23 protein-coding genes and 1 pseudogene are annotated in these 22,427 nt (G+C 63.9%); 13 read left to right on the forward strand and 11 right to left on the reverse strand.

Features of this window, described 5'->3' with window-relative positions:
- Nucleotides 1-420: 420 nt before the first annotated feature.
- Both RM2_RS18100 and RM2_RS18105 read right to left on the reverse strand, forming a co-directional pair.
- Nucleotides 421-1,129 (reverse strand): annotated as a pseudogene (locus tag RM2_RS18100) (ABC transporter substrate-binding protein); the annotation flags it as partial.
- A gap of 25 nt (nucleotides 1,130-1,154) precedes the next feature.
- Nucleotides 1,155-2,177, reverse strand: coding sequence for a sugar-binding transcriptional regulator (locus RM2_RS18105; RefSeq protein ID WP_084721869.1), 1,023 nt, complete (start codon nucleotides 2,175-2,177; stop codon nucleotides 1,155-1,157).
- A 154-nt stretch (nucleotides 2,178-2,331) separates the two neighbouring features.
- Between RM2_RS18105 and RM2_RS18110 the strand changes: the two genes are divergently transcribed.
- The 4 genes from RM2_RS18110 to xylB are packed head-to-tail and all read left to right on the forward strand — an operon-like array spanning nucleotide 2,332 to nucleotide 7,139.
- Nucleotides 2,332-3,336: an NAD(P)-dependent alcohol dehydrogenase gene (locus tag RM2_RS18110; protein ID WP_072690935.1), complete on the forward strand. Its 1,005-nt coding sequence runs from the start codon at nucleotides 2,332-2,334 to the stop codon at nucleotides 3,334-3,336.
- A gap of 10 nt (nucleotides 3,337-3,346) precedes the next feature.
- A complete protein-coding gene (locus RM2_RS18115; RefSeq protein ID WP_072690936.1) occupies nucleotides 3,347-4,828 on the forward strand; it encodes a mannitol dehydrogenase family protein in 1,482 nt (493 codons plus the stop codon).
- Nucleotides 4,825-5,748 (forward strand): carbohydrate kinase family protein, encoded by a 924-nt coding sequence (locus tag RM2_RS18120; protein WP_072690937.1) that lies wholly within the window; start codon nucleotides 4,825-4,827, stop codon nucleotides 5,746-5,748. Before RM2_RS18115 ends, RM2_RS18120 begins: the two co-directional genes overlap by 4 nt.
- Nucleotides 5,745-7,139, forward strand: a complete 1,395-nt coding sequence (gene xylB, locus RM2_RS18125) for a xylulokinase (RefSeq protein WP_072690938.1) — start codon at nucleotides 5,745-5,747, stop codon at nucleotides 7,137-7,139. The genes RM2_RS18120 and xylB overlap by 4 nt, the downstream gene beginning before the upstream one ends.
- Before the next feature lie 4 nt (nucleotides 7,140-7,143).
- Here the strand turns inward: xylB and RM2_RS18130 are convergent, their stop codons facing one another.
- Both RM2_RS18130 and RM2_RS18135 read right to left on the reverse strand, forming a co-directional pair.
- Nucleotides 7,144-8,151 (reverse strand): NADP-dependent oxidoreductase, encoded by a 1,008-nt coding sequence (locus tag RM2_RS18130; RefSeq protein WP_072690939.1) that lies wholly within the window; start codon nucleotides 8,149-8,151, stop codon nucleotides 7,144-7,146.
- A gap of 28 nt (nucleotides 8,152-8,179) precedes the next feature.
- The gene (locus RM2_RS18135) at nucleotides 8,180-8,566 is read right to left on the reverse strand and encodes a DUF1304 domain-containing protein (RefSeq protein WP_072690965.1); all 387 of its coding nucleotides are present in this window, start codon (nucleotides 8,564-8,566) and stop codon (nucleotides 8,180-8,182) included.
- A gap of 79 nt (nucleotides 8,567-8,645) precedes the next feature.
- Here RM2_RS18135 and RM2_RS18140 point away from each other — a divergent pair, with 79 nt between their 5' ends.
- Nucleotides 8,646-9,239 carry a TetR/AcrR family transcriptional regulator gene (locus tag RM2_RS18140; protein WP_072690940.1) on the forward strand — a complete coding sequence of 198 codons (594 nt, stop codon included), beginning with the start codon at nucleotides 8,646-8,648 and terminating at the stop codon, nucleotides 9,237-9,239.
- 88 nt (nucleotides 9,240-9,327) lie between these two features.
- On the opposite strand, the gene RM2_RS18145 is transcribed toward RM2_RS18140, so the two are convergent.
- The gene (locus tag RM2_RS18145) at nucleotides 9,328-10,095 is read right to left on the reverse strand and encodes a hemerythrin domain-containing protein (RefSeq protein ID WP_072690941.1); all 768 of its coding nucleotides are present in this window, start codon (nucleotides 10,093-10,095) and stop codon (nucleotides 9,328-9,330) included.
- Nucleotides 10,096-10,599: 504 nt separating this feature from the next.
- Between RM2_RS18145 and RM2_RS18150 the strand changes: the two genes are divergently transcribed.
- Nucleotides 10,600-10,980, forward strand: a complete 381-nt coding sequence (locus tag RM2_RS18150) for a hypothetical protein (protein WP_169846760.1) — start codon at nucleotides 10,600-10,602, stop codon at nucleotides 10,978-10,980.
- Entirely contained in the window at nucleotides 10,977-11,942 is a 966-nt protein-coding gene (locus RM2_RS18155) for a hypothetical protein (RefSeq protein ID WP_072690966.1), read from the forward strand. Before RM2_RS18150 ends, RM2_RS18155 begins: the two co-directional genes overlap by 4 nt.
- A gap of 73 nt (nucleotides 11,943-12,015) precedes the next feature.
- On the opposite strand, the gene RM2_RS18160 is transcribed toward RM2_RS18155, so the two are convergent.
- The 3 genes from RM2_RS18160 to RM2_RS18170 all read right to left on the reverse strand — a co-directional run bounded on the left by RM2_RS18160 (nucleotide 12,016) and on the right by RM2_RS18170 (nucleotide 15,010).
- Nucleotides 12,016-13,260, reverse strand: a complete 1,245-nt coding sequence (locus tag RM2_RS18160) for an AGE family epimerase/isomerase (protein WP_072690943.1) — start codon at nucleotides 13,258-13,260, stop codon at nucleotides 12,016-12,018.
- Between the two features lie 75 nt (nucleotides 13,261-13,335).
- Nucleotides 13,336-14,190: an SMP-30/gluconolactonase/LRE family protein gene (locus RM2_RS18165; protein WP_072690944.1), complete on the reverse strand. Its 855-nt coding sequence runs from the start codon at nucleotides 14,188-14,190 to the stop codon at nucleotides 13,336-13,338.
- 10 nt (nucleotides 14,191-14,200) lie between these two features.
- Entirely contained in the window at nucleotides 14,201-15,010 is an 810-nt protein-coding gene (locus RM2_RS18170) for an SDR family NAD(P)-dependent oxidoreductase (protein WP_072690945.1), read from the reverse strand.
- A gap of 47 nt (nucleotides 15,011-15,057) precedes the next feature.
- Between RM2_RS18170 and RM2_RS18175 the strand changes: the two genes are divergently transcribed.
- From RM2_RS18175 to RM2_RS18200, 6 genes are all read left to right on the forward strand, one after another.
- Nucleotides 15,058-15,789 carry a GntR family transcriptional regulator gene (locus RM2_RS18175; protein ID WP_072690946.1) on the forward strand — a complete coding sequence of 244 codons (732 nt, stop codon included), beginning with the start codon at nucleotides 15,058-15,060 and terminating at the stop codon, nucleotides 15,787-15,789.
- Nucleotides 15,790-15,845: 56 nt separating this feature from the next.
- Nucleotides 15,846-16,880 carry a mannonate dehydratase gene (locus RM2_RS18180; protein ID WP_072690947.1) on the forward strand — a complete coding sequence of 345 codons (1,035 nt, stop codon included), beginning with the start codon at nucleotides 15,846-15,848 and terminating at the stop codon, nucleotides 16,878-16,880.
- Between the two features lie 97 nt (nucleotides 16,881-16,977).
- Nucleotides 16,978-17,712: an SDR family NAD(P)-dependent oxidoreductase gene (locus tag RM2_RS18185; RefSeq protein WP_072690967.1), complete on the forward strand. Its 735-nt coding sequence runs from the start codon at nucleotides 16,978-16,980 to the stop codon at nucleotides 17,710-17,712.
- A gap of 34 nt (nucleotides 17,713-17,746) precedes the next feature.
- Nucleotides 17,747-18,592: a fumarylacetoacetate hydrolase family protein gene (locus RM2_RS18190; RefSeq protein ID WP_072690948.1), complete on the forward strand. Its 846-nt coding sequence runs from the start codon at nucleotides 17,747-17,749 to the stop codon at nucleotides 18,590-18,592.
- Nucleotides 18,593-18,620: 28 nt separating this feature from the next.
- Nucleotides 18,621-19,046, forward strand: coding sequence for an NAD-dependent epimerase/dehydratase family protein (locus tag RM2_RS18195; protein ID WP_084721870.1), 426 nt, complete (start codon nucleotides 18,621-18,623; stop codon nucleotides 19,044-19,046).
- Between the two features lie 25 nt (nucleotides 19,047-19,071).
- Nucleotides 19,072-19,482: a hypothetical protein gene (locus RM2_RS18200; protein ID WP_072690950.1), complete on the forward strand. Its 411-nt coding sequence runs from the start codon at nucleotides 19,072-19,074 to the stop codon at nucleotides 19,480-19,482.
- Here the strand turns inward: RM2_RS18200 and paaK are convergent.
- From paaK to paaD, 3 genes are read right to left on the reverse strand one after another with little or no spacing between them, the layout of a single operon-like run.
- Nucleotides 19,427-20,767, reverse strand: a complete 1,341-nt coding sequence (gene paaK / locus RM2_RS18205; RefSeq protein ID WP_072690951.1) for a phenylacetate--CoA ligase PaaK — start codon at nucleotides 20,765-20,767, stop codon at nucleotides 19,427-19,429. The two genes, RM2_RS18200 and paaK, sit on opposite strands and share 56 nt — an antisense overlap.
- A gap of 35 nt (nucleotides 20,768-20,802) precedes the next feature.
- Complete coding sequence (paaE, locus tag RM2_RS18210; RefSeq protein WP_072690952.1) at nucleotides 20,803-21,900, reverse strand: 1,2-phenylacetyl-CoA epoxidase subunit PaaE; 1,098 nt, start codon at nucleotides 21,898-21,900, stop codon at nucleotides 20,803-20,805.
- 2 nt (nucleotides 21,901-21,902) lie between these two features.
- Nucleotides 21,903-22,427 (reverse strand): 1,2-phenylacetyl-CoA epoxidase subunit PaaD, encoded by a 525-nt coding sequence (gene paaD, locus RM2_RS18215; RefSeq protein ID WP_072690953.1) that lies wholly within the window; start codon nucleotides 22,425-22,427, stop codon nucleotides 21,903-21,905.

The following is a 22,427-nucleotide window of genomic DNA, read 5'->3' on the forward strand; positions in this document are numbered from 1 at the left end:
CGAGTCGAAGAAGTCGGATCTGCTCGCTCGCATGTGAGTAGTGACCTCGAGTCGTAGAGACGACGAAACGCCCCCACCTCATCCCGAGGCGGGGGCGTTGTCATGCCACGAAGCAGGGCGTGCGGTTTGATGCGCGGATGAAACGGCCCGCACTCGCACTGATTGCCCCCGCCGCACTACTCCTCGCAGGCTGCTCGTCGGGCGAATCCGACGACATGGCAGCGCGCAGTTCGACATCCGTCGCAGTGATGACCACCGAGTCAGTGACCGCGACTACCGAACCGCCAGCACGGTCATCCGGGTGCGCACGAGTCCCGGCGGGTTCGATTCGAGCAGCGATTCGATCCCATCAACCGAGGAGCGCACGGAGTTGCGGGCGAAGGCGGTTGCCCCGGGTGCCTCGAAACGCAGCGCCTCGCTCGCACGTTCCACCTCGGGACTGGTGAGTTGCGCGTTCCAGTCCTCGTCGAACCACCGTCCACCAAAGGTGTTGATGACCGTGTCCAACGGCGCGAGCACCTGCCCCCAACCAGGTTGGCCGCGCAGGCAGATTCCGGCAACGCGATCAGTGTCGAGTTGCTCGGCCGCCTCCTCGACCTCCGTCCAGGTCGGCTTCTCCGACAGTGTGATCCCGGCCTGCTCCAACAAGTCCTCGCGGTACATCAAGAATGAGGACTCACCGTAGAATGGCACCGCATACATGCTCCCCCCTCGTACGAAAGAGATTCGCGCAGAGTGGGAATGAAGTCATCCTGGTCGTAGCCCTCGGTCGCCTCCGCGTACTCCGAGAGGTTCTTCAACCAGCCATACTTGGCCCACTGCGGAGTCTCATAGTTGCTGATCATCACCACGTCGAATTCGCCGCCCCCGGTCGCAGTGGACGCCGTGATCTTCGCGCGGGCCTCGTTCTCCGACAGCGTCACGAACTTCAGGTCGATGTCCGGTTCTCCTCCTCGAACTGCGCAGAGAGAGCGCGCGCGTCCTGCATCTGGGAGTTGGAGACCATCGCGATGGTGTCGGTCTGATCCGAGGCACCGAAGGAACCGGCGCCCGCGCAAGCAGTGAGCGTGAGGCAGAGGGCGCCCACGCCCGCCACCAGCATTGCCCCACGCTTCTTGCGTCGTCTCATCGATCTTCACCTCTCTTGCGTGGCGCTATTGGCTCAACAACCAACGCGCGCATTCGATGTCGCAAACCAGTATTCTGGCCAGTCCACCGCGGAGGGCACCCAGTGCCGCTTGATGTTTGGCGGCGCCTCCGGTAACGAGGATCGATCCCTCGCAGGCCCGGATGTCATCGAGGGAAACCGACATGGCCCGTTCGTCCAGAGGACTCCGGACCTCGGTCCCATCGATTCGATAGAACCGGCCACCCACCTCGCCCACCGCGTCGAGATCGGTGAGAACGGACAGCATGTCGGTATCGAGGAAACTACCTTCGAACAGCGTGGTAGACGTGGACACAGCGCCGGTGCCGAATATCATCATCTCGGCCGTCCGGCCCGCTTCCAGCGCCCCGGAGATCACCGAGTCGCCGCGCATGGCGAGGACGGTGGACGCGTCCGCGTAGAGCGGAACAGGAAGTCGAATTGGATTGGCCTGCAGTTTCTCTGCGCACCGTCCGAGAACATACTCGATGCCGGTCTGGTAGTTGATCGCACTCACCGAGCCATCGAGTTGCACGACGGAGGAACACGTTGCCGCACCCGACGGCAGGCCCTGCGCGACGGCCACCGTCTCCGGACCCCAGGTGAAGCCCAGCGTGTCCCCTTCCCGAACCCGGCGAACGAGCAGGGACGCGGCGGCGCGACCGACCTCGGCGAAACTGCGGTGGTCGTCCACCGCACCCGCGGCGTCGACGGAATCGGCGATCACAACGACCTCGACGAGTCCGAACTTCTCTTCGAGGGCACGTTCCTCCTCCGAGCGCAGTGCATCACGCAGATGGGCAGGCACCTCGACCTCGATCCGCACGAGCCCCTGAGCACGCGCTCGGGCGACGAGTCGGCCCGCCGTCGGGCGGGAGACTCCAAGCCGTGCGGCGACATCCGCCTGGGTCAATCCGTCGAGGTAGTACAGCGTCGCAGCGCGCAGCGCCAGACGTAGATCCTCCGCGGTGGACTGCGGCGGCACACCCATCCGAGACGGCGCCTGGGCCGTCGAGTCTATGGACGTCACTCATTCTCCTCGGCACGATCCCGGTGCTCGCATATACGGGTGTTGCGGAACCCCCGGACAGCGATGAGCAAATGCTCACCATGCGTTCATCTGCTCAGCACGTTAACATCGTCATGTGACCCACACAACACTCCGGCCGACTATCCCCTCGACGATGCGCGCGAGCGTTCTCGTCGAACCCGGTCGGATCGAGATGCAAGAACGCGTCGTCCCGACCCCAGACCCCGGCGATGTGCTGGTGAAAGTGGCCTCGGTGGGGATCTGCGGGTCGGACACCCACTTCTACCGCGAGGGCCACATCGGCGATCTCGTGGCCGATCGGCCGGTCGTTCTGGGCCACGAATCGTCGGGCACCATCGTCGCTGTCGGCGCCGGTGTCGCCGCGGACAGAATCGGGCAACGGGTGTCCATCGAACCGCAGCGCCCCGACCCCTCGAGCGAGGAATCCCGGCGAGGTCTCTACCACCTCTGCCCGCACATGCAGTTCTTTGCAGCGCCGCCGATCGACGGGGCACTGGCCGAGTACGTGACCATCGGATCGGGATTCGCGCACCCAGTCCCCGACGAGATGTCCGACGACGCCGCGGCGCTGTGCGAGCCGTTGTCGGTGGCCATCGCTACCAACAGGAAGGCCCGAGTAACGGCCGGTTCCCGCGTGCTTGTCGCGGGGGCGGGCCCGATCGGCATCGCCACGTTGCAGACTGCCCTCGCGTTCGGTGCCACCGAGGTCATCGTCTCGGATCTCGACTCCCGGCGGCGCAACATCGCAACGAAATTCGGTGCCGCCGCCGTGCTGGATCCGCGCGAGCAGGATGTCGCCGGACTCCACGTGGACGCCTTCATTGACGCGTCCGGCGCCCCCAGTGCGGTCTCGGCCGGGATCGAGGCCGTTCGTCCCGCGGGCACAGTCGTCCTTGTCGGTATGGGCGCCACGGAAATGACACTGCCCGTCCAGACAATCCAGAACCGGGAGTTGGTGCTGACCGGGGTATTCCGTTACGCCAACACCTGGCCGACGGCGATCTCCCTCGCACGGTCCGGACGCGTCGACCTCGATTTGATGGTCACCGGAAGATTTCCGCTCTCCGAAGCGGAGCAAGCACTGAACGCAGATCGGACGCCCGGCAGCCTCAAAGCCGTCGTTCGCGTTCCGGAATGAGGAAAGACCGATGCAACTGAACGCTCAGACATTGCGGCAGTTCGACGACACCGTACAGGTGCCGACCTACGATCGAAACGACATCACTGTGGGGATAGTGCATTTCGGCGTCGGCGGCTTTCACCGTGCGCATCAGGCGATGTATGTCGACCAACTGATGCGGCGCGGCGAGGCGCTCGAGTGGGGAATATGTGGCGTCGGCGTCTTGCCGGGTGATCGGAGGATGAGCGAAGTACTCGACGCTCAGGACGGCCTGTACACCCTGGCGCTCTGCCATCCCGACGGCACGTGGGACGTGAGCGTCATCGGTTCCATCGTCGAGTATCTCTTCGCCCCCGACGATCCCGAGGCGGTCATCGAGAAGATCGCGGCACCCACCACCCGGATCATCTCGCTCACCATCACCGAGGGCGGCTACAACAGCACCCACGACACCGGCGAGTTCGATGCCCGGGACCCGGACGTTGCACACGATCTGGCCGACGGCGCGGTGCCGCGGACCGTCTTCGGACTCGTCGTCGAAGCACTCGCCCGCCGTCGCGCCCGCGGCATCCCGTCGCCGACGATCATGTCCTGCGACAACCTCGAGGGCAACGGTTCGGTGGCCCGCAAGATGTTCCTCTCTTACGCGGAACTGAAGAATCCGGAACTGGCCGATTGGATGCGCGCCGAGACGTCGTTCCCTAACTCGATGGTCGACCGGATCACGCCAGTGACCACTCCCGAAGTGATCGAGTCGCTGTCCTCCAGGTTCGGCATCGACGATCAGTGGCCGGTCGCAACCGAGCCGTTCACGTCGTGGGTTCTGGAGGACTCCTTCACCCTCGGCCGTCCCCCGTACGAGAACGTCGGAGTTCAGATAGTCGACGACGTGATACCGCACGAACTGATGAAGCTCCGACTGATCAACTCCGGTCACCTGGCTCTCGGCTGTTCCGGGTACCTGTCGGGGTATCGGCTGATACACGAAGTCGCCCAGGATCCGCTGTTCGCCGAATTCGTGCTGGCTTACATGGACGACGAGGCCACACCCACCCTCCGGCCGTTGCCCGAGGTCGACCTCGACGAGTACAAGCGCACAACCATCACTCGGTTCTCGAACCCCGAGATCGGTGACACCTTGGCCAGGTGCTGCAGCGACTGGTCCGACCGTCTCCCGAAGTGGCTGCTGCCCGTCATCCGCGAGAATCTCGAGTCCGGTGGCCCCGTCGTCTTGTCGGCGGCGATCGTCGCGACCTGGGCGCGATACGCAGAGGGCGTCGACGAGGATGGAAACTCGATCGACGTAGTCGACAAGCTCGGGGATTCACTGGTTCCGCTCGCGCAGAGCCAGCGCGAAAACCCTACAGCCTTCATCGAAAATCGTTCACTGTTCGGCGATCTAGCTGATCAACCCCGATTCGTCGACGCGTACCTATGGGCTCTCGACTCCCTGCATCGTGTCGGCGCCCGCGCGACACTCGAGGCTCTGCGTCAGAAGGAGCGGGCATGAGCCTTGTCATCGGTGAGGCACTGGTCGACATCGTCACCGGACGCGACGGCAACTCCGCCGAGCATGTGGGCGGAAGTCCGCTGAATGTCGCGGTCGGCCTCGGTCGGCTGGGTCGCCCGGTCGAATTCGTGACCCGGGTCGGTGACGATCCGCATGGCCGCTCGATCGCCCGATACCTCGACGAATCGGGGGTCAGCCTCGAACCTGGCAGCATCTGCGCGAGGCGCACCGCGACCGCCCACGCGACTATCGACGCGACTGGCGCCGCCAGCTACGAATTCGACATCGAATGGGATCTGCCCACGCCCAGCACCACTCGAGTCCCGCATCTCGTGCACACGGGTTCTATCGCCGCCGTCCTGGAACCGGGCTGTGGCGTGGTGGCGGACATGCTCGCCCGACGACGCGTCTGCGCAACCATCAGCTACGACCCCAACGTGCGGCCGGCGTTGATCGCCGACGACGCGCAGGCCAGGGCGCGGATCGAACACCTCGTATCGATCGCCGACATCGTCAAGGCCAGCGACGAGGACCTGCGATGGTACGACGCCGATCGGGATCCGGTAGATATCGCACGTGCGTGGCTCTCGCGCGGGCCCGCGGTGGTCGTGGTGACGAAGGGGGCCGAAGGCGCGTTCGCGGTCTGCGCCGGGGGCCTCGTCGACATCGTCGCCCACCCGGTCGACGTTGTCGACACCATCGGCGCGGGTGACGCGTTCATGGCCGGGCTCCTCGACGGATTCTGGTCGCACGGCTTCCTCGGAGCGGAGAGTCGCGACGCCCTCCACGCGATCGGACCGAACGAATTGCGCGATGTGCTCGATAGTGCCGCACTCACCTCGGCACTCACCGTGGCGCGACGGGGCGCCGATCTCCCCACCCGAGACAGGCTCGACCACTACGCCGAAGCGTCTCCATGACACTCGTCGCGGGCATCGATTCGTCTACCCAGTCGTGCAAGGTCATCGTCTGCGACGCCGACTCCGGTGAGATCGTCCGAGAGGGCAGGTCGTCGCATCCAGACGGCACCGAGGTTGCGCCGCAGGAGTGGGCGGAGGCTCTCGACACCGCGATCGCGGCAGCGGGCGGATTGGAGGACGTCGCCGCGGTGTCCGTCGGGGCTCAACAGCACGGCATGGTGTGTCTCGACGATGCAGCGTCCGTCGTTCGTCCGGCGTTGTTGTGGAACGACACCCGCTCCGCCGACGCTGCGTCGCAGTTGGTGGACGAACTCGGCGGCCCCGGCGCATGGGCGGACGCGGTCGGGGTGGTGCCAGTCGCCTCTATCACCGTCAGCAAGTTGCGCTGGCTCGCCGATCTCGAACCTGAGAACGCCGACCGGACCTCCGCGGTGTGCCTGCCGCACGACTGGCTCAGCTGGCAGCTTACGGGCGCGTCCGATCCGAGCGCCTTGGCCACCGACCGCGGCGATGCCAGCGGCACCGGATACTTCTCTGCCGCAACGGATTCCTACCGGCCCGATCTAGTGTCGCTGGCGCTGCGGGGGCGCACAGTCGAACTGCCGCGCGTCGCCGGACCCGCCGAGCAGATCGGGGAAACCAGGTGGGGTGCGGTACTGGGTCCGGGTACCGGTGACAATGCCGCTGCCGCACTCGCCCTCGATGCCAGGGAGGGCGACGTCGTCGTGTCCGTGGGAACGTCTGGCGTCGTGTCGGCGGTGTCGGCGACACCCTCGAACGATCCGGGAGGGTTCGTCGTCGGCTTCGCCGACGCCACCGGACGTCAACTGCCGCTCGTATGCACCCTGAACGCTGCCCGCGTACTCGATGCGACGGCGTCGCTGCTGGGCGTCGATCACGAGGAGTTGTCACGGTTGGCACTGTCTGCCCCGTCCGGCAGTGGCGGTTTGATGATGGTGCCGTACCTCGAGGGCGAGCGTACTCCCAACCGCCCACGCGCCACCGGGGCGATTCACGGACTGCGGCTTGCAAATTCGACCCCCGCATACCTCGCCCGTGCCGCGGTAGAGGGACTGCTGTGCGGGCTCGCGGAAGGCATCGACCACCTGACCGCGCAGGGAGTGACGGTGCGACGCATCCTCCTGGTCGGCGGCGGAGCCCGATCCCGGGCACTGCGCGAAGTGGCACCTGCCGTCTTCGGGGCACCGGTCGTGGTCCCGCGGCCCGCGGAATACGTCGCCATCGGCGCCGGCCGGCAGGCCGCCTGGACACTCGCCGGTACTCCCGAACCGCCCGAGTGGAATCAGGCACCCGCCGACCGGTTCGAGGCGGACCCGGCACCCGCTGTGCGCGAGCGGTATTCCGAGATCCGCGATCTCACCGACTCCTAAACGATCAGGAAGCGCGGACGAGCATCTTCCCGACATTTGCGCCGCGCATGAGTTGAAGAAGCGCGTCGACCGAGTTCTCGATGCCGTCGACGATGGTCTCGTCGTGGACCACCTCACCGGACGCGAGCCACGGCCCCATCTTGGCGGCGAACTCGGGGAAGACGTGGGTGTAGCCGCCGAGTGTGAAGCCCTGGAGGGTGAGGCTGCGGCCGATGATGTTCACCATGTTGTCGGGGCCACGGGTGCGCTCGGTGGAGTTGTACATGGAGATGGCGCCACACAGCGCGGCCCGGCCGCCGGGGCGCAGCACGTCGAGGGCAGCCTCGAGGTGGTCACCGCCGACGTTGTCGAAGTAGACATCGATGCCCTCGCCGGCGATCTCGCCCAACTGCTCACGCACCGGCGCCTGCTTGTAGTCGAAGGCGGCGCCATAGCCGTACCGCTCGGTGAGCAGCGCGACCTTCTCCGCAGTTCCGGCGGATCCGATTACGCGGGAGGCACCCTCGAGCCGGGCGATCTGTCCGGCGGCCGTTCCTACCGCACCGGCAGCACCGGAGATGAAGACGGAGTCGCCGGGCTTCAGATGCGCAATGTGCATCAGTCCGACGTACGCCGTCAGGCCGGTGAGCCCGAGAATCCCCAGGTAGGCGGAGATCGGCACGCCCGGAATCTCCTCGACGACGCGGAACGCCGACGCGTCCCCTTGCGCCACATCGCGCCAGCCGAGATCGTGCACGACGACGGAACCCACGGGATGCGTGGCGGCAGTGGATTCGACGACGCGCCCCACGGCGCCGCCGGTCATCGTCTCGCCCAGCGCGAACGGCGGAATGTATGACTCCCTGTCGTTCATCCGGCCGCGCATGTAGGGGTCGACCGAGTTGAACTCGTTGACCACCCGCACCTGATCGGATGCCAGGTCGGGTAGTTCGACGACGACCGTCCGGAAGTCGTCCTGGGTCGGCCACCCCACCGGCCGGTTGATCAACTGAATCTGGGTACTCGAGGTCACGGGTTTTCCTTTCGATCTTTCTCCGGTGTCACAGTGTCAGCCCGATCGCGAGGAGTAGAACAGCGAGCAACGGCACCGTGCCCTGCACGAGGGCCGCGCGCGCTTTGTCCGGCGACGACAGCAACAGAACGAGGGCTGCGAGCACCATTGAGCCTGTTCCTGCGAAGACGAGAGCAGAACCGACCGCCGTCGCATCGACCAGGACGCCGACCACGCCGACTGCCGTCACGATCGCCAGAAAGAGGTTGTAGAACCCCTGATTGAAGGCAAGCTCTTTGGTGGCGAGCGCTTCTTCGACACTGGTGCCGAACGTCGCGCGGGTGCGCGGCGCGGTCCAGCGCAGAGACTCGAGCACAAAGATATACACGTGTAGTGCACCGGCAAGTGCGGCGAGAATTAGGCCTGCTGCGACCACGGACACTCCCATTCGTTGTGAACTGACCGTTTCAATATATACTGAAACGATCGTTTCACAAATGTGAGTGAGGATCGTCATGCCGCGTACGCAAGATTTCGACACGGCCGAAGTGATCGGTAAGGTTCGCGATCTGTTCTGGGACAAAGGCTTCGAGGCTACATCGATACCTGAGATCGAGCGCGTCACCGGGTTGAATCGCTCGAGTCTCTACAACGCGTTCACCAGCAAGCGGGGACTCTTCGACGCGGCGGTAGAGGACTACCTCGGCGGAGTAGTCCGCCCCCGGCTTCGCATTCTGACCGACGAACCCACCCATCCGGACGACGTGGTCCGCTACTACCGGAGCCTCGCGGAAGCCCTCACGGAACTCCCCGGCGACTCCCCCGGTCGTGGGTGCCTGCTCCTCAACAGCGCCGCCGGCTTCGCGGCCCACGACGACACCCAGCGTGCCGTCGTCGATGCATACCGCCACGAACTCTCCGCAGCACTCACCCACGCCCTTCGTGCCTTCGACCCGGACATGACACCCGACCTTCTGGAACACCGGGCCCGACTGTTGACATCCCTGTCCGTCAGCGCCCTCGTACTGTCACGGGTCAACCGGTTCGAAGCCGTCGCGGTCGTGAACACGGCAATAGCGCAGTTGGAGGAATGGAGCCGCAGCACGTGACGTGAGCGAATACTGCTGCGGCATAGAACCTATCGCCGCTCGAGAGTTGCGCCGAATGTTCGAGCCCCACGAATACCCGAACCTTGCTTCAGTCGCCAGGCACCAGTGCGTTCAGCACCGGAATCAGTTGATCCTCCTCATAGTCCAGGTGGGCTTCGACGTCTCTCGTGATCCGCTCCACCTTCGGCAGTATCTTCGTGGGGTCGACGTTCTCATCTTCGAGGAGTTGTTTCAGTTCATCGAGCAGCGCTGCCATCGCCTCGTGCTCTTGGCTCAGCCTCTCCACGACAGCGGCAAGCTCTGGATGCTTCTCCGCCACAATGGGGAGCATCTGGATGCCTTCCATAGTGTGGTGGTGAGTCAGGCCGCCACACATCGTCAGGCAGTTGATCTTCAGCTGTGCGGCCAGACGCGGTCCTGCACTGGCCACCTCACGGCGCACCAGCGCAAGTTCACGGCGGAAGCCGTCGTGGATGACTCTCAGATCATTGCCCCAGCCGCTACCCGCAGCCGGACGCCCGGACACCGGATAAAGCGCGATCACCGGTAACGGCGCACCGAACCGCTCCTGGGCGTTCGCAAGCGCGGGACCATCCGCTTCAATGAGCCGACTGAAGACCTCATCGCGGTCGGGGCCGACAAGCACTTCTGCACGCGACTGCAGGTCGAACGCACCCAACAGCGAGCGGTTTCCAGTGTCGGGCAGGTAGGAGACGGGCGTAGTGACCGAATCGCCAGTGCGGACATCGGTCGTGGTGAGCAGCAAGGTGCGGGCGTTCGACAGCGGCCCGCTGATTCTTCCGCCGGTAGCCCGGAATTCTTCCACGAGCTGGTCGGCAGTGGTCTCCACAGTCATTGCGGATGGTTCTCCTATTTCGGATTCGAGGGTCTGGAGGCAGACAGGATTGGCCTCCGTGCGACAGCACGGAAGCAGAAGATAAAGACAGAGAGAATGGAGGTGAGCGGCCCGCACGTTCGGGGGGCAGGAATTCTTGAAACACACAGGCTCGCGGCCCGCCGCGCGATCACGCAGCGGCCGGGAACTCTTCTCGCTCTTGGCCAATGGCCGACCCGGCAGTCACGCGGCGAGCGTAGCACGGTCCCGGCGCGGATAATCTGAGACTGAGCGAGCGAGCTTCTTCGAGCGCTCAGTCGATTCCTGGGTATGTGACTGCGGCGTCTTACAGGACACCATCTGATGCTCGCCCTAGAGCCACCCTTCGGCCGACACTCCGTTTGGTCGACGCTGACTCTGGGTTTTCGGTGTATTGCTGCTCTCTTCGTCTTCGGACGGAGTCAGCGGGAGCGATGATCGATGTCGGAACACAAGCAGATGCAGCCCCCGGACTATCACCGATGCATGGAGACTGTCTTCGGGTCACCCACAGCGTGTCGGGAGTTGCTCGAGCGTCTGGCCAAGATGACCGATGCGGAAGTCCAGTCGAAGTGGTCGCCATGGAAGGACCAGGATCCGCCGCCGTACGGGCCGGAGGTGAAAAAGCAGGTCCCCGCGGAAGTTCAGCTCGTGATGGCCGAAGCAACGTTGTCGGGCGAGCGCGCAATGCAGCGGAAGCTGTGGGGCGAACTACACGACCTCATGGATAGCGGTGGCCCGATCGGGACGAGCACCGCCGAACTCATCGTCGGCATACGCGTGACACTCGACCACCTGAAGAAACGCATCGCGCAGTTCGAAGGGACGGCCTCACACAACGGCAACCCGGGGGCGTGGGAACAGTGACCGCGGACAGGACATCCTCCGAAATCGCCGAGCTGATTCGTGCGGATGCCGACGTCGACCTCAATCCGATCCACGAACATCTGGCACCAGCCCTCGGGCCGACACGGTCACCGAAGCCGGATCTGTCCAAGGCGATCCAGGCTTCCAGCGTCGAACTCGAAGACGTGATCGTCACTGTGTCGGCGGGGTGCAGTGATCCGTCGTTCTTGGGCACCTTCGACAGAACCGCCGACACGTCGATGGTCCGGGTGGCGATCATCGCGCGGCCCGACGTTGCGACGCGGACCATTGCGCCACCGCCACCGGTCGAATTGCCACTTCGAGAACAGATCGCCTGGGTGCGAGTTGTTCTGGGTGATCTGGCGGACTACGCATATCGGATCGTGACCGACATGGGCACCCTTCGTGTTCGGCCGGCGTTTTTCATGGTTCTCGTCGACGGCGGTGGCTCGCCCCGGCTCGCGCCCAGCGACTTCAAGTGGCTCCTCGCCAGCAGTGGTGGACGGCGCGCCTACCCCGAGAAGGTAGTGCCCGAGGACCCAGCGCTGCTCGGACACCTGAGAACGAAAGGTGATCTGATCCCCGCACAGCTGATTCCGCACCCCCACGCAGCGCCGCCGGAGGTGTGGGCGCAACAGTTCATCTCCCACCTGACCGCGACCATCGCCGATCGGCTCGGACGTATGGGCAACAGCCGCTGGTTCACATTCGAGGAGATCAGTCTTCAAGGCGCAGACAGAGTCATCGTGCGATACACCTGGCACCTGGTCGAAGGGGACAAGGCCTACGCGTTCGACATCGACCTCGCCGGAGTCCGCGCCTATCGCCTCCATAAGTTCGACGATCCCCGGGCGAGCACTGCGGCACACAGGATCGGGTCCACGCCCTTCAACCAGCCGAGGTTCCGCGAACCAACAGTGATCGACGGCGTGACCTGGATCAGATTCGGTGCATCGGAATAACCGTCGGTGCCACTTGATGACGCGAGAACACCGCCATCTATCGCCGCGAGTCACCCCAGTGCCCGTCTCGTGTTCAGGTTTTGCGTTCCCTCGACAGGGCCGTCGCAAGGCTTGGGGCAAGGGGTGCCCGTGGGATGAGGGTCGCCTGCAGTGCGTGATACAGATCCGGCTTTCCGGACCACACAGTGCTGGCGGGTCCGCCTTCTGGCGTGCGTTCATGATGCCAAGAGCCGTGGACTCGATCGATGAAGTGCGTTTCCGCGTGCTCCCAGAATGTGTTGTACCAGCGCGCGTACTTCGCGTCCTTGGTAACGGCATTCAACGCAGCAGCTGCCGAGATGGCCTCGGCGATCACCCAGTGCAGTCGTGTCGCGACCACCGGTTCCCGCTGCCAGTCCATGGTATAGACGAATCCTGGCAGTTGATCGGCGCGCCAACCACTTTCCACGGCGACATCGAAGAGCGCCTCAGCGTCGGTCACCAGCCAGTCTGGGGCGCCGTCGCCGAGTGCGGCGTGCACATGCAGACATAATCTGGACCACTCAAGCAGATGACCAATGGTGACCCCGTACGGGCGGAAGGCGTCCTCGGGCAATTCCTTGTTGTACTCGAGTTGCGGCGTCCAGTTCTCGTCGAAGTGTTCTGGCATGAGCCATGCGTTGTTTCGGGTGAACCCGTGCACGAGGCGACGGGTAATGGCGAGAGCCCTGTCATGGTGGATTCGGTCACCTGTCACGTCACCGACAGCGAGCAGCGCCTCCACGGTATGCATGTTTGCGTTCGCGCCGCGGTAGGAATCTGTCGTGGTCCAGTCGCGGCTTACACGGTCGACAACCAGTTCAGCGGATTCGTCCCACCAGTGTGCGTCGAAGACCGATATGGCATCGTCGAGTAACTCCCGTGCCCCGGGGATGTCTGCCACGACTGCGCTCGATGCGGCCAGGAGGACGAAGGCCTGATCGTAGGCGTCCTTGACCTCAGGGGATTCCTGGTTGTCGGAGACGGAAGCGAACCAGCCTCCGTGCTCGTCGTCATGGAGGGCTGTTCGCAGAGCATCGACTCCGAGGCCGGCTGCATCTCGGGCGTGGGGGTGCCCGAACAGAGCACCAATCGAATACACATGTGTCATCCGGCAAGTCAGCCATGTGTACACGGGCATGTCGTGGCGCGCGTTGCCGTGGTCATCGAGCCAGTTGAAGCCCCGGCCAGGCTGAGCCGAGCTGATCCCGAAATCGAGAAGTCGGTGAGTTTCGTTCCTGAGCCAGGTGTCGTCGTACACCGTGTCGGCTGTGATGTGAAGATCTGGGTTCAAGCCCATTTCCGTATCTGTCCTTCCAGTTCAAAGATTTCTCGCGCTATTTGGCAGTGGCGTGGGCGTGTACTGCTGGCGGCCTCAGCCACTGAAGAACGCAACTTCGGTGCCGCGTGATCCGGTGTCGTGGAGAGCAAGGATCGAGCCGTCGATCGGAGCGGCTCGCGCAAGGTCCTCGCGAGCCGATGTCACGATGAGAATGTCCCGCTGCGCGCCGCCGAACGCACAGGAAGACGGCTGTTGCACCGGCAGTTCGATGGAGGTGAGCATGTGGCCTTGGGGAGACAGTTGGACGACGCGCCCGCCTCCCCACATCGCCACCCAAATGCACCCGTTCGTGTCGACGCACAGGCCGTCGGGCAGGCCTTCGTCGCTGCTGAAAGTCGTGAGAATCCGGTGGTCCGAGAGTCTTGCCGATTCGAGGTCGTAGTCCCATATCGAGATCGACCGCTCGAGACTGTCCACCAGGTAGAACAGGTCTGATTCCGGGCTCCACCCGAGTCCGTTCGGTAGAGTCCAGCCGTCGAGCACGGTGCGGGCGGTGAAGTCCGCGTCGAGAACGTGCAGAGCGCCGCCGCCTGACGCGAAGTCGAGCGCGCAACTACCAGCCCACAGCCGGCCGCGCGCGTCGCACTTGGCATCGTTCATCCGCACACCGCTGGGGAGGATTGCGTTCGTGACCTCGAGTCCGCGCTCGGATGAGACGACGCCGAACCCTTCGCCGATCGCGGCGATGTAGCCGCTGGTTGTGGAGCGGGGTGCAACAGCTCCGACAGTGGTGCCGACCGTCAGCGTCTGTGTCTGGCGGGTCTCGAAGTCGGTCGCATGGACTCGACCTCGAGGAATGTCTACCCAGTGGAGCACCCCGGTGCGGTTGTCCCACACCGGCCCTTCACCGACACGAGCGTCGAAATCCGCAAAAGTGCTGACACGCATGGTGACTCGACTACTCCGGAAGTGCGACGGCTACGTTCGCAAGCAATCCACCGTCGACAGGCATCGAAATGCCGGTGACGAAGCTTGCCCGGTCGCTCGACAGGAACGCGATGACCTCGCCGATCTCCGAGGGTTGCGCGACACGGCCCAGCGGATGCGCGGCCCCCCATTTGTCGATAAGCGCTTGTTCGCCGGTCGGCGTGCCATCGGAGAATTGGCGCGCCGCGGCGCGCAGCATCGGGGTATCGACGGATGCGGGACAGACGGCGTTGGCGCGGATTCCGTGTCGTGCTTCATCGATCGCGATGGACCGGACGAGGGCGTTGAGTGCGCCTTTGCTGGCCGTATAGGACGACACACCTTCCTGGCAGACAAACGCCTGGACTGAGGAGACCACCACGATCGAGCCTCCTCCTCCGCGACGGCGGAGGTGGGGAATCGCATGTTTGGCGGTCAGGTAGGACCCGGTGACGTTGACCGCGAGAGTGCGCTCCCAGGTTGCGAGGTCGGTGTCCGCGGCGGAGCCGTACGTCTGGATACCTGCGGCTGTGACCACGATGTCGAGGCCGCCGAGCTGCTCCGCAGACTCGTCGACGAAGCGCTGCACCGCGCGCTCATCCGTGACATCAGCGACCTGCCCGAAGACCCGATTGTCGCCATAGTCGCGCGCGAGATTCTTTGCCGACTGCTCGGCCTCTTCGGCGTCGATTCCGCAGAAGGCGACCGCTGCCCCGCGCGCGAGGAGGCGCTCGACGGATCCCAGACCGATACCGCTGGTGCCGCCGGTCACTATGGCGGTCCTGTTTGCCAGTTCAGACACAACTTGAATACTTGCATACAAGGTGTGAGGTATGCAACCATTTCTCCATGATCACGACTCCCCCACCGCACACGCAGGGCGGATCGGCGCTCGAACTTTCGCCGATCCGCCGTGGGCCGACTCGTGAGCGCACCTCGGACCTCGTCTTTCAGGAACTCCAGGGGGCCATTCGGGACCTGCGCCTAGCTCCCGGCCTGGAACTATCCGAGAGCGCCTTGACCAAGCAGTTCGCGGTGAGTCGGACCCCGGTGCGCGAAGCTCTAGCCCGACTGGTCGACGCGGGATTGGTTCAGGTCACCCCTCAGGTCGGCACTCGGGTAGCGCGGATCCGACCGGCGGAGGTCCGCGAGGCGCAGTTCATCCGTGAGCACCTCGAGCTAGGAGCATTCGAGGCCGCATGCGCACATCCCACCACGAATCATGCGCAGCTGAGTGCCCTCATCGAAGAGCAGGAACGGGCGTTTCACGACCTCGACGAGGAACTCTTCTTCGCGAGTGACGAGGCACTACACCGCACGATATTCGAACTCGCGGGCTACCCCGGAGCGTGGGAGGTCGTTCAATCGAAAAAGCTGCAACTCGACCGCCTACGTCGTCTGACCTTGCCCGAGCATTCGACCACCCGCGAATTGATCACCGAACACACGGCCATCGTCGACGCACTGAAGGCCCGCGACGCCGCCGCCGGGCGAGAGGTCATCTGCGGCCACGTTCGACGAGTCCTCACTCAGCTTCCACGCCTACAGCATGAGCACCCTCACTACTTCACGGATCAATAGCGCCGCCACAGCCTCACCGGCAACGGGGCACCCTCGGACACCCAGGAGAGTCAAGCATGCCAATCCGGCTGTCGCTCGGCCATATCGACGAATTCGACGACACGGTAGCCCAATTCGCACATCAACTGGGACTACCGAGTGTGCAGTTCCACACCCCGAGCAACCTGGCAACAGACAAGATGTACTGGGGGATCGAAGAGCTTGCGGCTCTTCGGGAATACTGCGACCACCAGAGTCTGCGCATTGAAGGACTGGAAAACGTTCCAGCTGAGCACTTCTGGAAGATTCAGCGCGGACTACCCGGGCGCGACGAGCAGATCGACAATTATCACCGGACAATCCGTAATATGGCAAAGACCGGATATGACCTTCTCGGTTTCAACTTCCTGCCAACCTACGTCTGGCGTACCGATATGAATGCCGCAGGCCGTGGCGGAGCGAGCGTTACGGCGTTCGATGCGAACAGCGCCCACCACGGAAACGCGCTCGCGTCCCACAAGTTGACCCATCCCGAGCCGATTGATGGCGTCCTCGATGCCCAACTCATGTGGGACAACTACCAGTACTTCCTCGACGCCGTCCTGCCTGTCGCTGAAGAAGAAGGCGTCCGCCTGGCACTGCATCCGGACGATCCGCCGGTGCGGGACGCCCTGGGCGGTCTCGAGCGAATCTTCATCTCTCCCGAAGGCATCGCCGAAGCGCACCAACGCGCCAAAGGAAGTCCCGCATGGGGGCTGAACCTGTGCCTCGGAACGGTGTCGGAGATGGGCGGCGAGGATGCCGTCAACCAAGTCATCGACCTACTCGGCCCCGAGGGACGCATCTTCTACGTTCACTTCCGCGACGTGCAGGGAACCGTCCCCCACTTCGCCGAGTGCTTCCTCGGCGAAGGCAACTTCGACCCAGCGCAGGTTATTCGCCGACTTCACTCCGTGGGCTTCGACGGATTTCTCATCGACGATCATGTGCCCGCGATGGTCGGCGACATCGCCACCTGGGGAGATACCTCGTCGGCCGCATACTGCAGCCGCGGCAGGGCCTACGCGATCGGGTACTTGCAGGGGGTGCTACGCGGGCTCGATCTCGACTGACTCGACCTCTACTGGCACAGGGCATTCAACACGAACGCATGCAGTGCTCGACGTACGGATTGCGTCGAGACACCCCTAGCAAGAACAAGGAATGGAAATGGGCAAATTTGATGGGCGACGTGTTGTAGTAACAGGCGCCGGCTCAGGAATTGGATATGAGATCAGCCGATTGTTCCTCGCGGAAGGCGGCGAGGTGGTCGCCGCTGACAGGGATCCAAGGTCCGTCCCCCCGGGCTCCTTTCCCGTCAAAGTCGACATCAGCTCACCGGACGAAATCGACCAACTCCGCAAGAGTGCATACGAACTGCTCGGCGGTGTGGACATCCTGTGCAACAACGCCGGCATCGGATCGACCACCAGCATCCTTGAGGCAACCGTCGAGGAGTGGGACCGCGTGTTCGCGGTGAACGCACGCGGAACTTTCCTGTGCATGAAGAGCTTTCTCCCCGGCATGCTTGAACAAAAGTTCGGCGTCATCGTGAACACCGCCTCGGTGGCAGGGATGATCGGCCTGCGGGATCGTGCCTCCTACTCGGCCAGCAAGGGCGCGGTGGTCGCCTTGACCAAGCAAGCCGCGGTCCAGTGGGCGGCCGCCGGCATTCGCTGCAATTGCGTATGCCCGGGAACAGTCGATTCACCGTGGGTCGAACGGTTGCTTCAACAAGCGGAAGATCCCGATGCCTACCGCGCGGAGCTCACTGCTCGGCAGCCGATGGGCCGGCTCGCCGAACCCACAGAAGTGGCGAAGGCGGTGCTCTATCTGGCAAGTGACGACGCCGCCTTCGTCACGGGTGCCGAACTCGTCATTGACGGCGGAATCCTCGCTAGCTGACATCCAGTACATCTGATCAGAAGGAAGGACCCACATGCGGATCGCTTCAGTTGGCGGGCGGATCAAACTCGTCCGTGAGAGCAAGCTGATCGACGTTCACAAGGTCAGCGACGGCAGGTTCGGTCCAACGGCGGCCGATGTCTTCGAACAATGGACCCAGTTTCGTGACTGGGCAGCACACGACACCACCGAGGGCGACACACCTCTGAACGAATCGGAAGCAGACGCGCCCGTGCCGCCCAGCCCGCAGGTGTTCGGCATCGGATTGAACTATCGCGAGCATCAGATCGAATCCGGTCTCCCAGCACCCGAGGTCCCTTTGGTCTTCACCAAGTTCCCGACCTCGATCACGAACGCCTTCACACAGGTTGCGCTCCCTACCGATCAGGTCGATTGGGAGGTCGAGGTCGCGATCGTCATGGGAGCACGTGCGCATCAGGTCTCGCGTTCGGATGCTTGGTCCTATGTCGCCGGTGTGACTGCTGCCCAGGATTTTTCCGCGCGTGATGTCCAGATGCGTCCGGCAGGTCTACCTCAATTCAATCTCGGCAAGTCGTTTCCGGGGTTCACGCCGCTCGGCCCAGTTCTGGTCACGCCCGACGAATTCGACGATCCGGACAACATCACGCTGTCGTGCGATCTCAACGGTGTCACACTGCAGTCCAGCTCGACCGCCGACCTCATTTTCGATGTCGGGCAACTGATCGAATATCTCTCCGGGATCGTGATACTCCTTCCGGGCGACGTCATCCTCACCGGAACACCGTCGGGTGTGGGCCTCGGACAGACTCCCAATCGATTCCTGACCGCCGGCGACGAAGTTGTCAGTCGTGTAGGTGACCTGACCATGCGACACACATTCGTCGCCGCAGGGGCGTAATTCTGCGCGCGCAGAAGGGTTCATCGTCATGACACCATCCCCTGGTACGGCGCTCGTGGTGGGCGCCACCGGCATTTCCGGACAGGCAATCAGCCGTCAACTCGTGGACGCGGGATGGAGGACCTACGGGTTGTCCCGGCAGACGTCCCTACAGATGATCGGCGTCGACGCGGTCAGGGCCGACCTGCTCGACGAAACCGCCCTGGCGCAGACCCTGCGCGGCATCAACCCCGAGGTCGTGTTCTTCACTGCCTGGAAGCGGCAAAACACCGAGCGCGAGAACATCGAGGTCAACAGCGTCATGTTGCGCAACACGCTGCGCGCGCTCGCGGGCGGGGGCTCGATGCGGCACGTGGCGCTCTCGACCGGACACAAGCACTACACGGGCCCGCTCGAGGACCACCACACCGGTGTCATGGCCGAGACACCCTTCTGGCATGTCCCCGGTGAATGAGTCCTCGAGCTGGTGGAGGACGTGGGTGACGAAGTTGCGGACCGACGAGTCGGGGCGATCGCCCGAGAACAAGCCGTTGATCTTAGCGATGACCTCGTCGAGGGCGACGAGGTCGGGATCGCGAACCGCGCCGGTGCCGGCCGTCCCTCCCCGGTTCGACTTGCACGCAGACATCGACGGTGGGGTGCTGTACGTCCATCCGATGATGGCCGAGATAGTCGATGGTGACCGCAGACAGGTCCACCGGAATGGCATTCTCGCCGCCGGTGAGCTGGGGTGCAAGCAGCTCGAGGTAGATCGCGAGCTTCTCGAGCCACAGGTTCTCCTAGTCGAACAGCTGCGACAGGAACTCGTACTGGCGGACATAGGTGCCGACGTCCTTACGGAACATGTCCAACTCGTCGACCGCCACCTTGTCCGACGCTTCGACCGATAGCGCGGTTGTCGATCAGTCGCTTTGCCTTGCCGATGGAGCGTTCGAGTGCGCCGGGTTCCACGACGTCCACGGCGACCGTCACTCCGATGCGGTTCTTCACCAGCTTCTGGAGTTCGGCGGTGGCACCGGAACGATCGGTGGCGGACGCATCGAGACGCGATTCGACTCGCACGGTCAGCTCGTCCGTCCTACCGGGACGGTCGAGAATGCACTGGAATTGTGGAGCCAACGCAGGCACCGTGAGAATCAACTCCTCGATCTGGGTCGGAAACAGATTCACCCCCCGCAGGATGATCATGTCGTCGGTACGCCCGGTCACCTTCTGCATCCGCCGCATCGACCGCGCGGTTCCGGGCAGCAGTCGCGTCAGATCGCGGGTGCAGTAGCGGATGATCGGCATCGCCTCCTTCGTCAGCGACGTGAAGACGAGCTCACCCTCCTCACCGTCGGGAAGCACCTCACCGGTGACTGGATCGATGATCTCCGGGTAGAAATGGTCCTCCCAGACGTGCAGGCCGTCCTTGGTCTCCACGCATTCCATCGCGACACCCGGCCCCATCACCTCGGACAGCCCATAGATGTCGACTGCATCCATGTTCAACTGCTTCTCGAGTTCGGTGCGCATCTCCTCCGTCCACGGCTCCGCGCCGAACACGCCGGTACGCAGCGACGTCTTGGCCGGGTCGATACCCTTCGCGATCATCGCGTCGACGATCGTGAGCATGTAGGACGGTGTCACCATGATGGCGTCGGGCTCGAAGTCCTCGATCAGCTGGATTTGGCGTTCGGTCATACCGCCTGACATCGGGATCACCGTGCAGCCCAGTCGTTCCGCGCCGTAGTGCGCGCCGAGTCCGCCGGTGAACAGGCCGTAGCCGTAGGCGATATGCACCTTGTCGGACGGCTTGACGCCGGCGGCGGTCAGGCTCCGAGCGACCAGATCGGCCCAGTTGTTCAGGTCACCCGTGGTGTATCCGACCACCGCCGGCCGCCCCGTCGTCCCCGAGGATGCATGAATGCGCGACACCTGATCCTGAGGCACCGCGAACATTCCGAATGGGTAGTTCGCCCGTAGGTCCGCCTTCGCCGTGAACGGGAACTTCGACAGATCGCTTAGGTCCAACAGGTCACGAGGGTGGACACCGGCGTCGTCGAACGCCTTCCGGTAGTGCGGAACGTTGTTGTACGAGTAAAGAAGTGACCACTGCAGACGTTCGAGTTGCAGCGACGAAATCCGGTCACGGGAAGCGAACTCGATGTTCTGCGCAGCGGCGATACTCGTCATCCAAGTCTCCGGGGGGTCAGCGGGGCAGAGTCGGGTCAGGCGTCGAAATCGACGGTCACGTTGTCGCTGACCGGGTAGGTCTGGCACGTCAGCACGAAGCCGGAATCGACCTCGTAGTCCTCGAGCGCATAGTTGCGGCGCATGTCCACGTCGCCGCGGGTGATCTTGGCGCGGCAGGTTCCGCACACACCACCCTTGCACGCGAATGGTACGTCGGAACGGTACTTTTCGGACGCATCCAGGATCGACATGTCCCGCGGCAACGGCGCGGTGGTCGAGCGGCCGTCGAGGATCAGGGTCACCTCGCTACTCGGCCCGGTGACTCCAGGTTCGCGATGGGTTTCCATTGGCGGGGGAATGTCGTCGACGAAGAACAGTTCATGGTGAACGCGACCCTTGTCGATCTTCAACTCGCCGAGAACCGTCTCCGCGTCGGTCACCATCCCGTAAGGGCCGCACAACCAGAAGTGATCGATGTCGGCGATCGGCACGACCGCACGGAAGATCTCGCGGAGCCGGTCGGCGTCGAGGCGGCCGGTGAACAACTCGACCTCGCGTGGCTCACGGGACAGGACGTGAATGATTTCGAAGCGCGACCCGTACGTGTCCTTGAGGTCGGAGATCTCCTCGGCGAACATCACCGAACGGGTGCGCCGGTTGCCATACAGCAAAACGACTTCGGATTCAGGGTTGGCGAGCACCGACGCTGCGATCGACAGCATCGGCGTGATCCCCGAACCGGCGGCGATCAGGACGTGACGACCACCGGCGGCGGGGTCGGCGACGAACGTTCCGCTCGGGCCCTGCACCTCGATCCGGTCGCCGGGGCGAACCTGGTGGACGAGCCAGGTCGAGAACAGCCCGTCGGATACCTCGCGCACGCCCACCCGCGGAGCGGAGCCGGCGGATGCGCAGATGGAGTACGAGCGGCGGTGTTCGACACCGTCGACCGTCCGGCGGAGCGTAAGGGACTGCCCGGGACCGAATGCGAACTCCTCCGCCAGCTCGACCGGAACGTCGAACGTGACGGCAACGGCGTCGTCACACAGGGATTCTACGTCGGCGACAGTCAGGGTATGGAATGCCCTGTTACGCGATGCAGCACCGGATTTCGGGGAGACCGCTGTGGTCATGATTAGATTTCCTTCACGTGATCGAAGGGTTCGAGACAATCGAGGCACCGGTAGAGCGCCTTGCACAGAGTCGCCCCGAATTCCGAGTCGAGACGGGTGTTCGCGGAGCGGCACACCGGGCACTCCACGACCCTCGGCTTGGTTACGAGAGTCAGCGGGACGGGTCCGGACGATCGGCGCGGCGCGGGACCAGGTGTGGAATAGCCGTTCTCGCGCAGTGTGCGCCTGCCGGCGTCGCTGATCCAATCGGTGCTCCACGGCGGTGTGAGCACGGTCTTCACCTCGACGCGCGCAAATCCCGCGTCCTGCAATGTGTGCTCGATGTCGTCGCGCATCGTGGCCATTGCGGGGCACCCGGAGTAAGTGGGAGTGATGGTCACGACCACCGATCCGTCGGCACGTTCCTCGACGTCGCGCAGCACACCCAGATCGGCGAGGGTGAGCATGGGCATCTCCGGGTCCAGGACCGATTCGGCGAGTCGGCGGGCTTCGATTGCCCGCGTGGGGGTCACGAACGGGGCGGACAT

Origin of the sequence: Rhodococcus marinonascens NBRC 14363, assembly GCF_001894885.1 — a bacterium.
In the GTDB taxonomy this organism is placed as follows: Bacteria; Actinomycetota; Actinomycetes; order Mycobacteriales; family Mycobacteriaceae; genus Rhodococcus_F; species Rhodococcus_F marinonascens.

Coding starts and splice junctions, on each gene's coding strand:
- RM2_RS18110 (WP_072690935.1), top strand. CDS start 2,332: ATGCGCGCGAGCGTTCTCGTCGAACCCGGTCGGATCGAGATGCAAGAA.
- RM2_RS18115 (WP_072690936.1), top strand. CDS start 3,347: ATGCAACTGAACGCTCAGACATTGCGGCAGTTCGACGACACCGTACAG.
- RM2_RS18120 (WP_072690937.1), top strand. CDS start 4,825: ATGAGCCTTGTCATCGGTGAGGCACTGGTCGACATCGTCACCGGACGC.
- xylB (WP_072690938.1), top strand. CDS start 5,745: ATGACACTCGTCGCGGGCATCGATTCGTCTACCCAGTCGTGCAAGGTC.
- RM2_RS18140 (WP_072690940.1), top strand. CDS start 8,646: ATGCCGCGTACGCAAGATTTCGACACGGCCGAAGTGATCGGTAAGGTT.
- RM2_RS18145 (WP_072690941.1), bottom strand. CDS start 10,095: ATGACTGTGGAGACCACTGCCGACCAGCTCGTGGAAGAATTCCGGGCT.
- RM2_RS18150 (WP_169846760.1), top strand. CDS start 10,600: ATGGAGACTGTCTTCGGGTCACCCACAGCGTGTCGGGAGTTGCTCGAG.
- RM2_RS18160 (WP_072690943.1), bottom strand. CDS start 13,260: ATGGGCTTGAACCCAGATCTTCACATCACAGCCGACACGGTGTACGAC.
- RM2_RS18165 (WP_072690944.1), bottom strand. CDS start 14,190: ATGCGTGTCAGCACTTTTGCGGATTTCGACGCTCGTGTCGGTGAAGGG.
- RM2_RS18175 (WP_072690946.1), top strand. CDS start 15,058: ATGATCACGACTCCCCCACCGCACACGCAGGGCGGATCGGCGCTCGAA.
- RM2_RS18180 (WP_072690947.1), top strand. CDS start 15,846: ATGCCAATCCGGCTGTCGCTCGGCCATATCGACGAATTCGACGACACG.
- RM2_RS18185 (WP_072690967.1), top strand. CDS start 16,978: ATGGGCAAATTTGATGGGCGACGTGTTGTAGTAACAGGCGCCGGCTCA.
- RM2_RS18190 (WP_072690948.1), top strand. CDS start 17,747: ATGCGGATCGCTTCAGTTGGCGGGCGGATCAAACTCGTCCGTGAGAGC.
- RM2_RS18195 (WP_084721870.1), top strand. CDS start 18,621: ATGACACCATCCCCTGGTACGGCGCTCGTGGTGGGCGCCACCGGCATT.
- paaK (WP_072690951.1), bottom strand. CDS start 20,767: ATGACGAGTATCGCCGCTGCGCAGAACATCGAGTTCGCTTCCCGTGAC.
- paaE (WP_072690952.1), bottom strand. CDS start 21,900: ATGACCACAGCGGTCTCCCCGAAATCCGGTGCTGCATCGCGTAACAGG.
- paaD (WP_072690953.1), bottom strand. CDS start 22,427: ATGTCCGCCCCGTTCGTGACCCCCACGCGGGCAATCGAAGCCCGCCGA.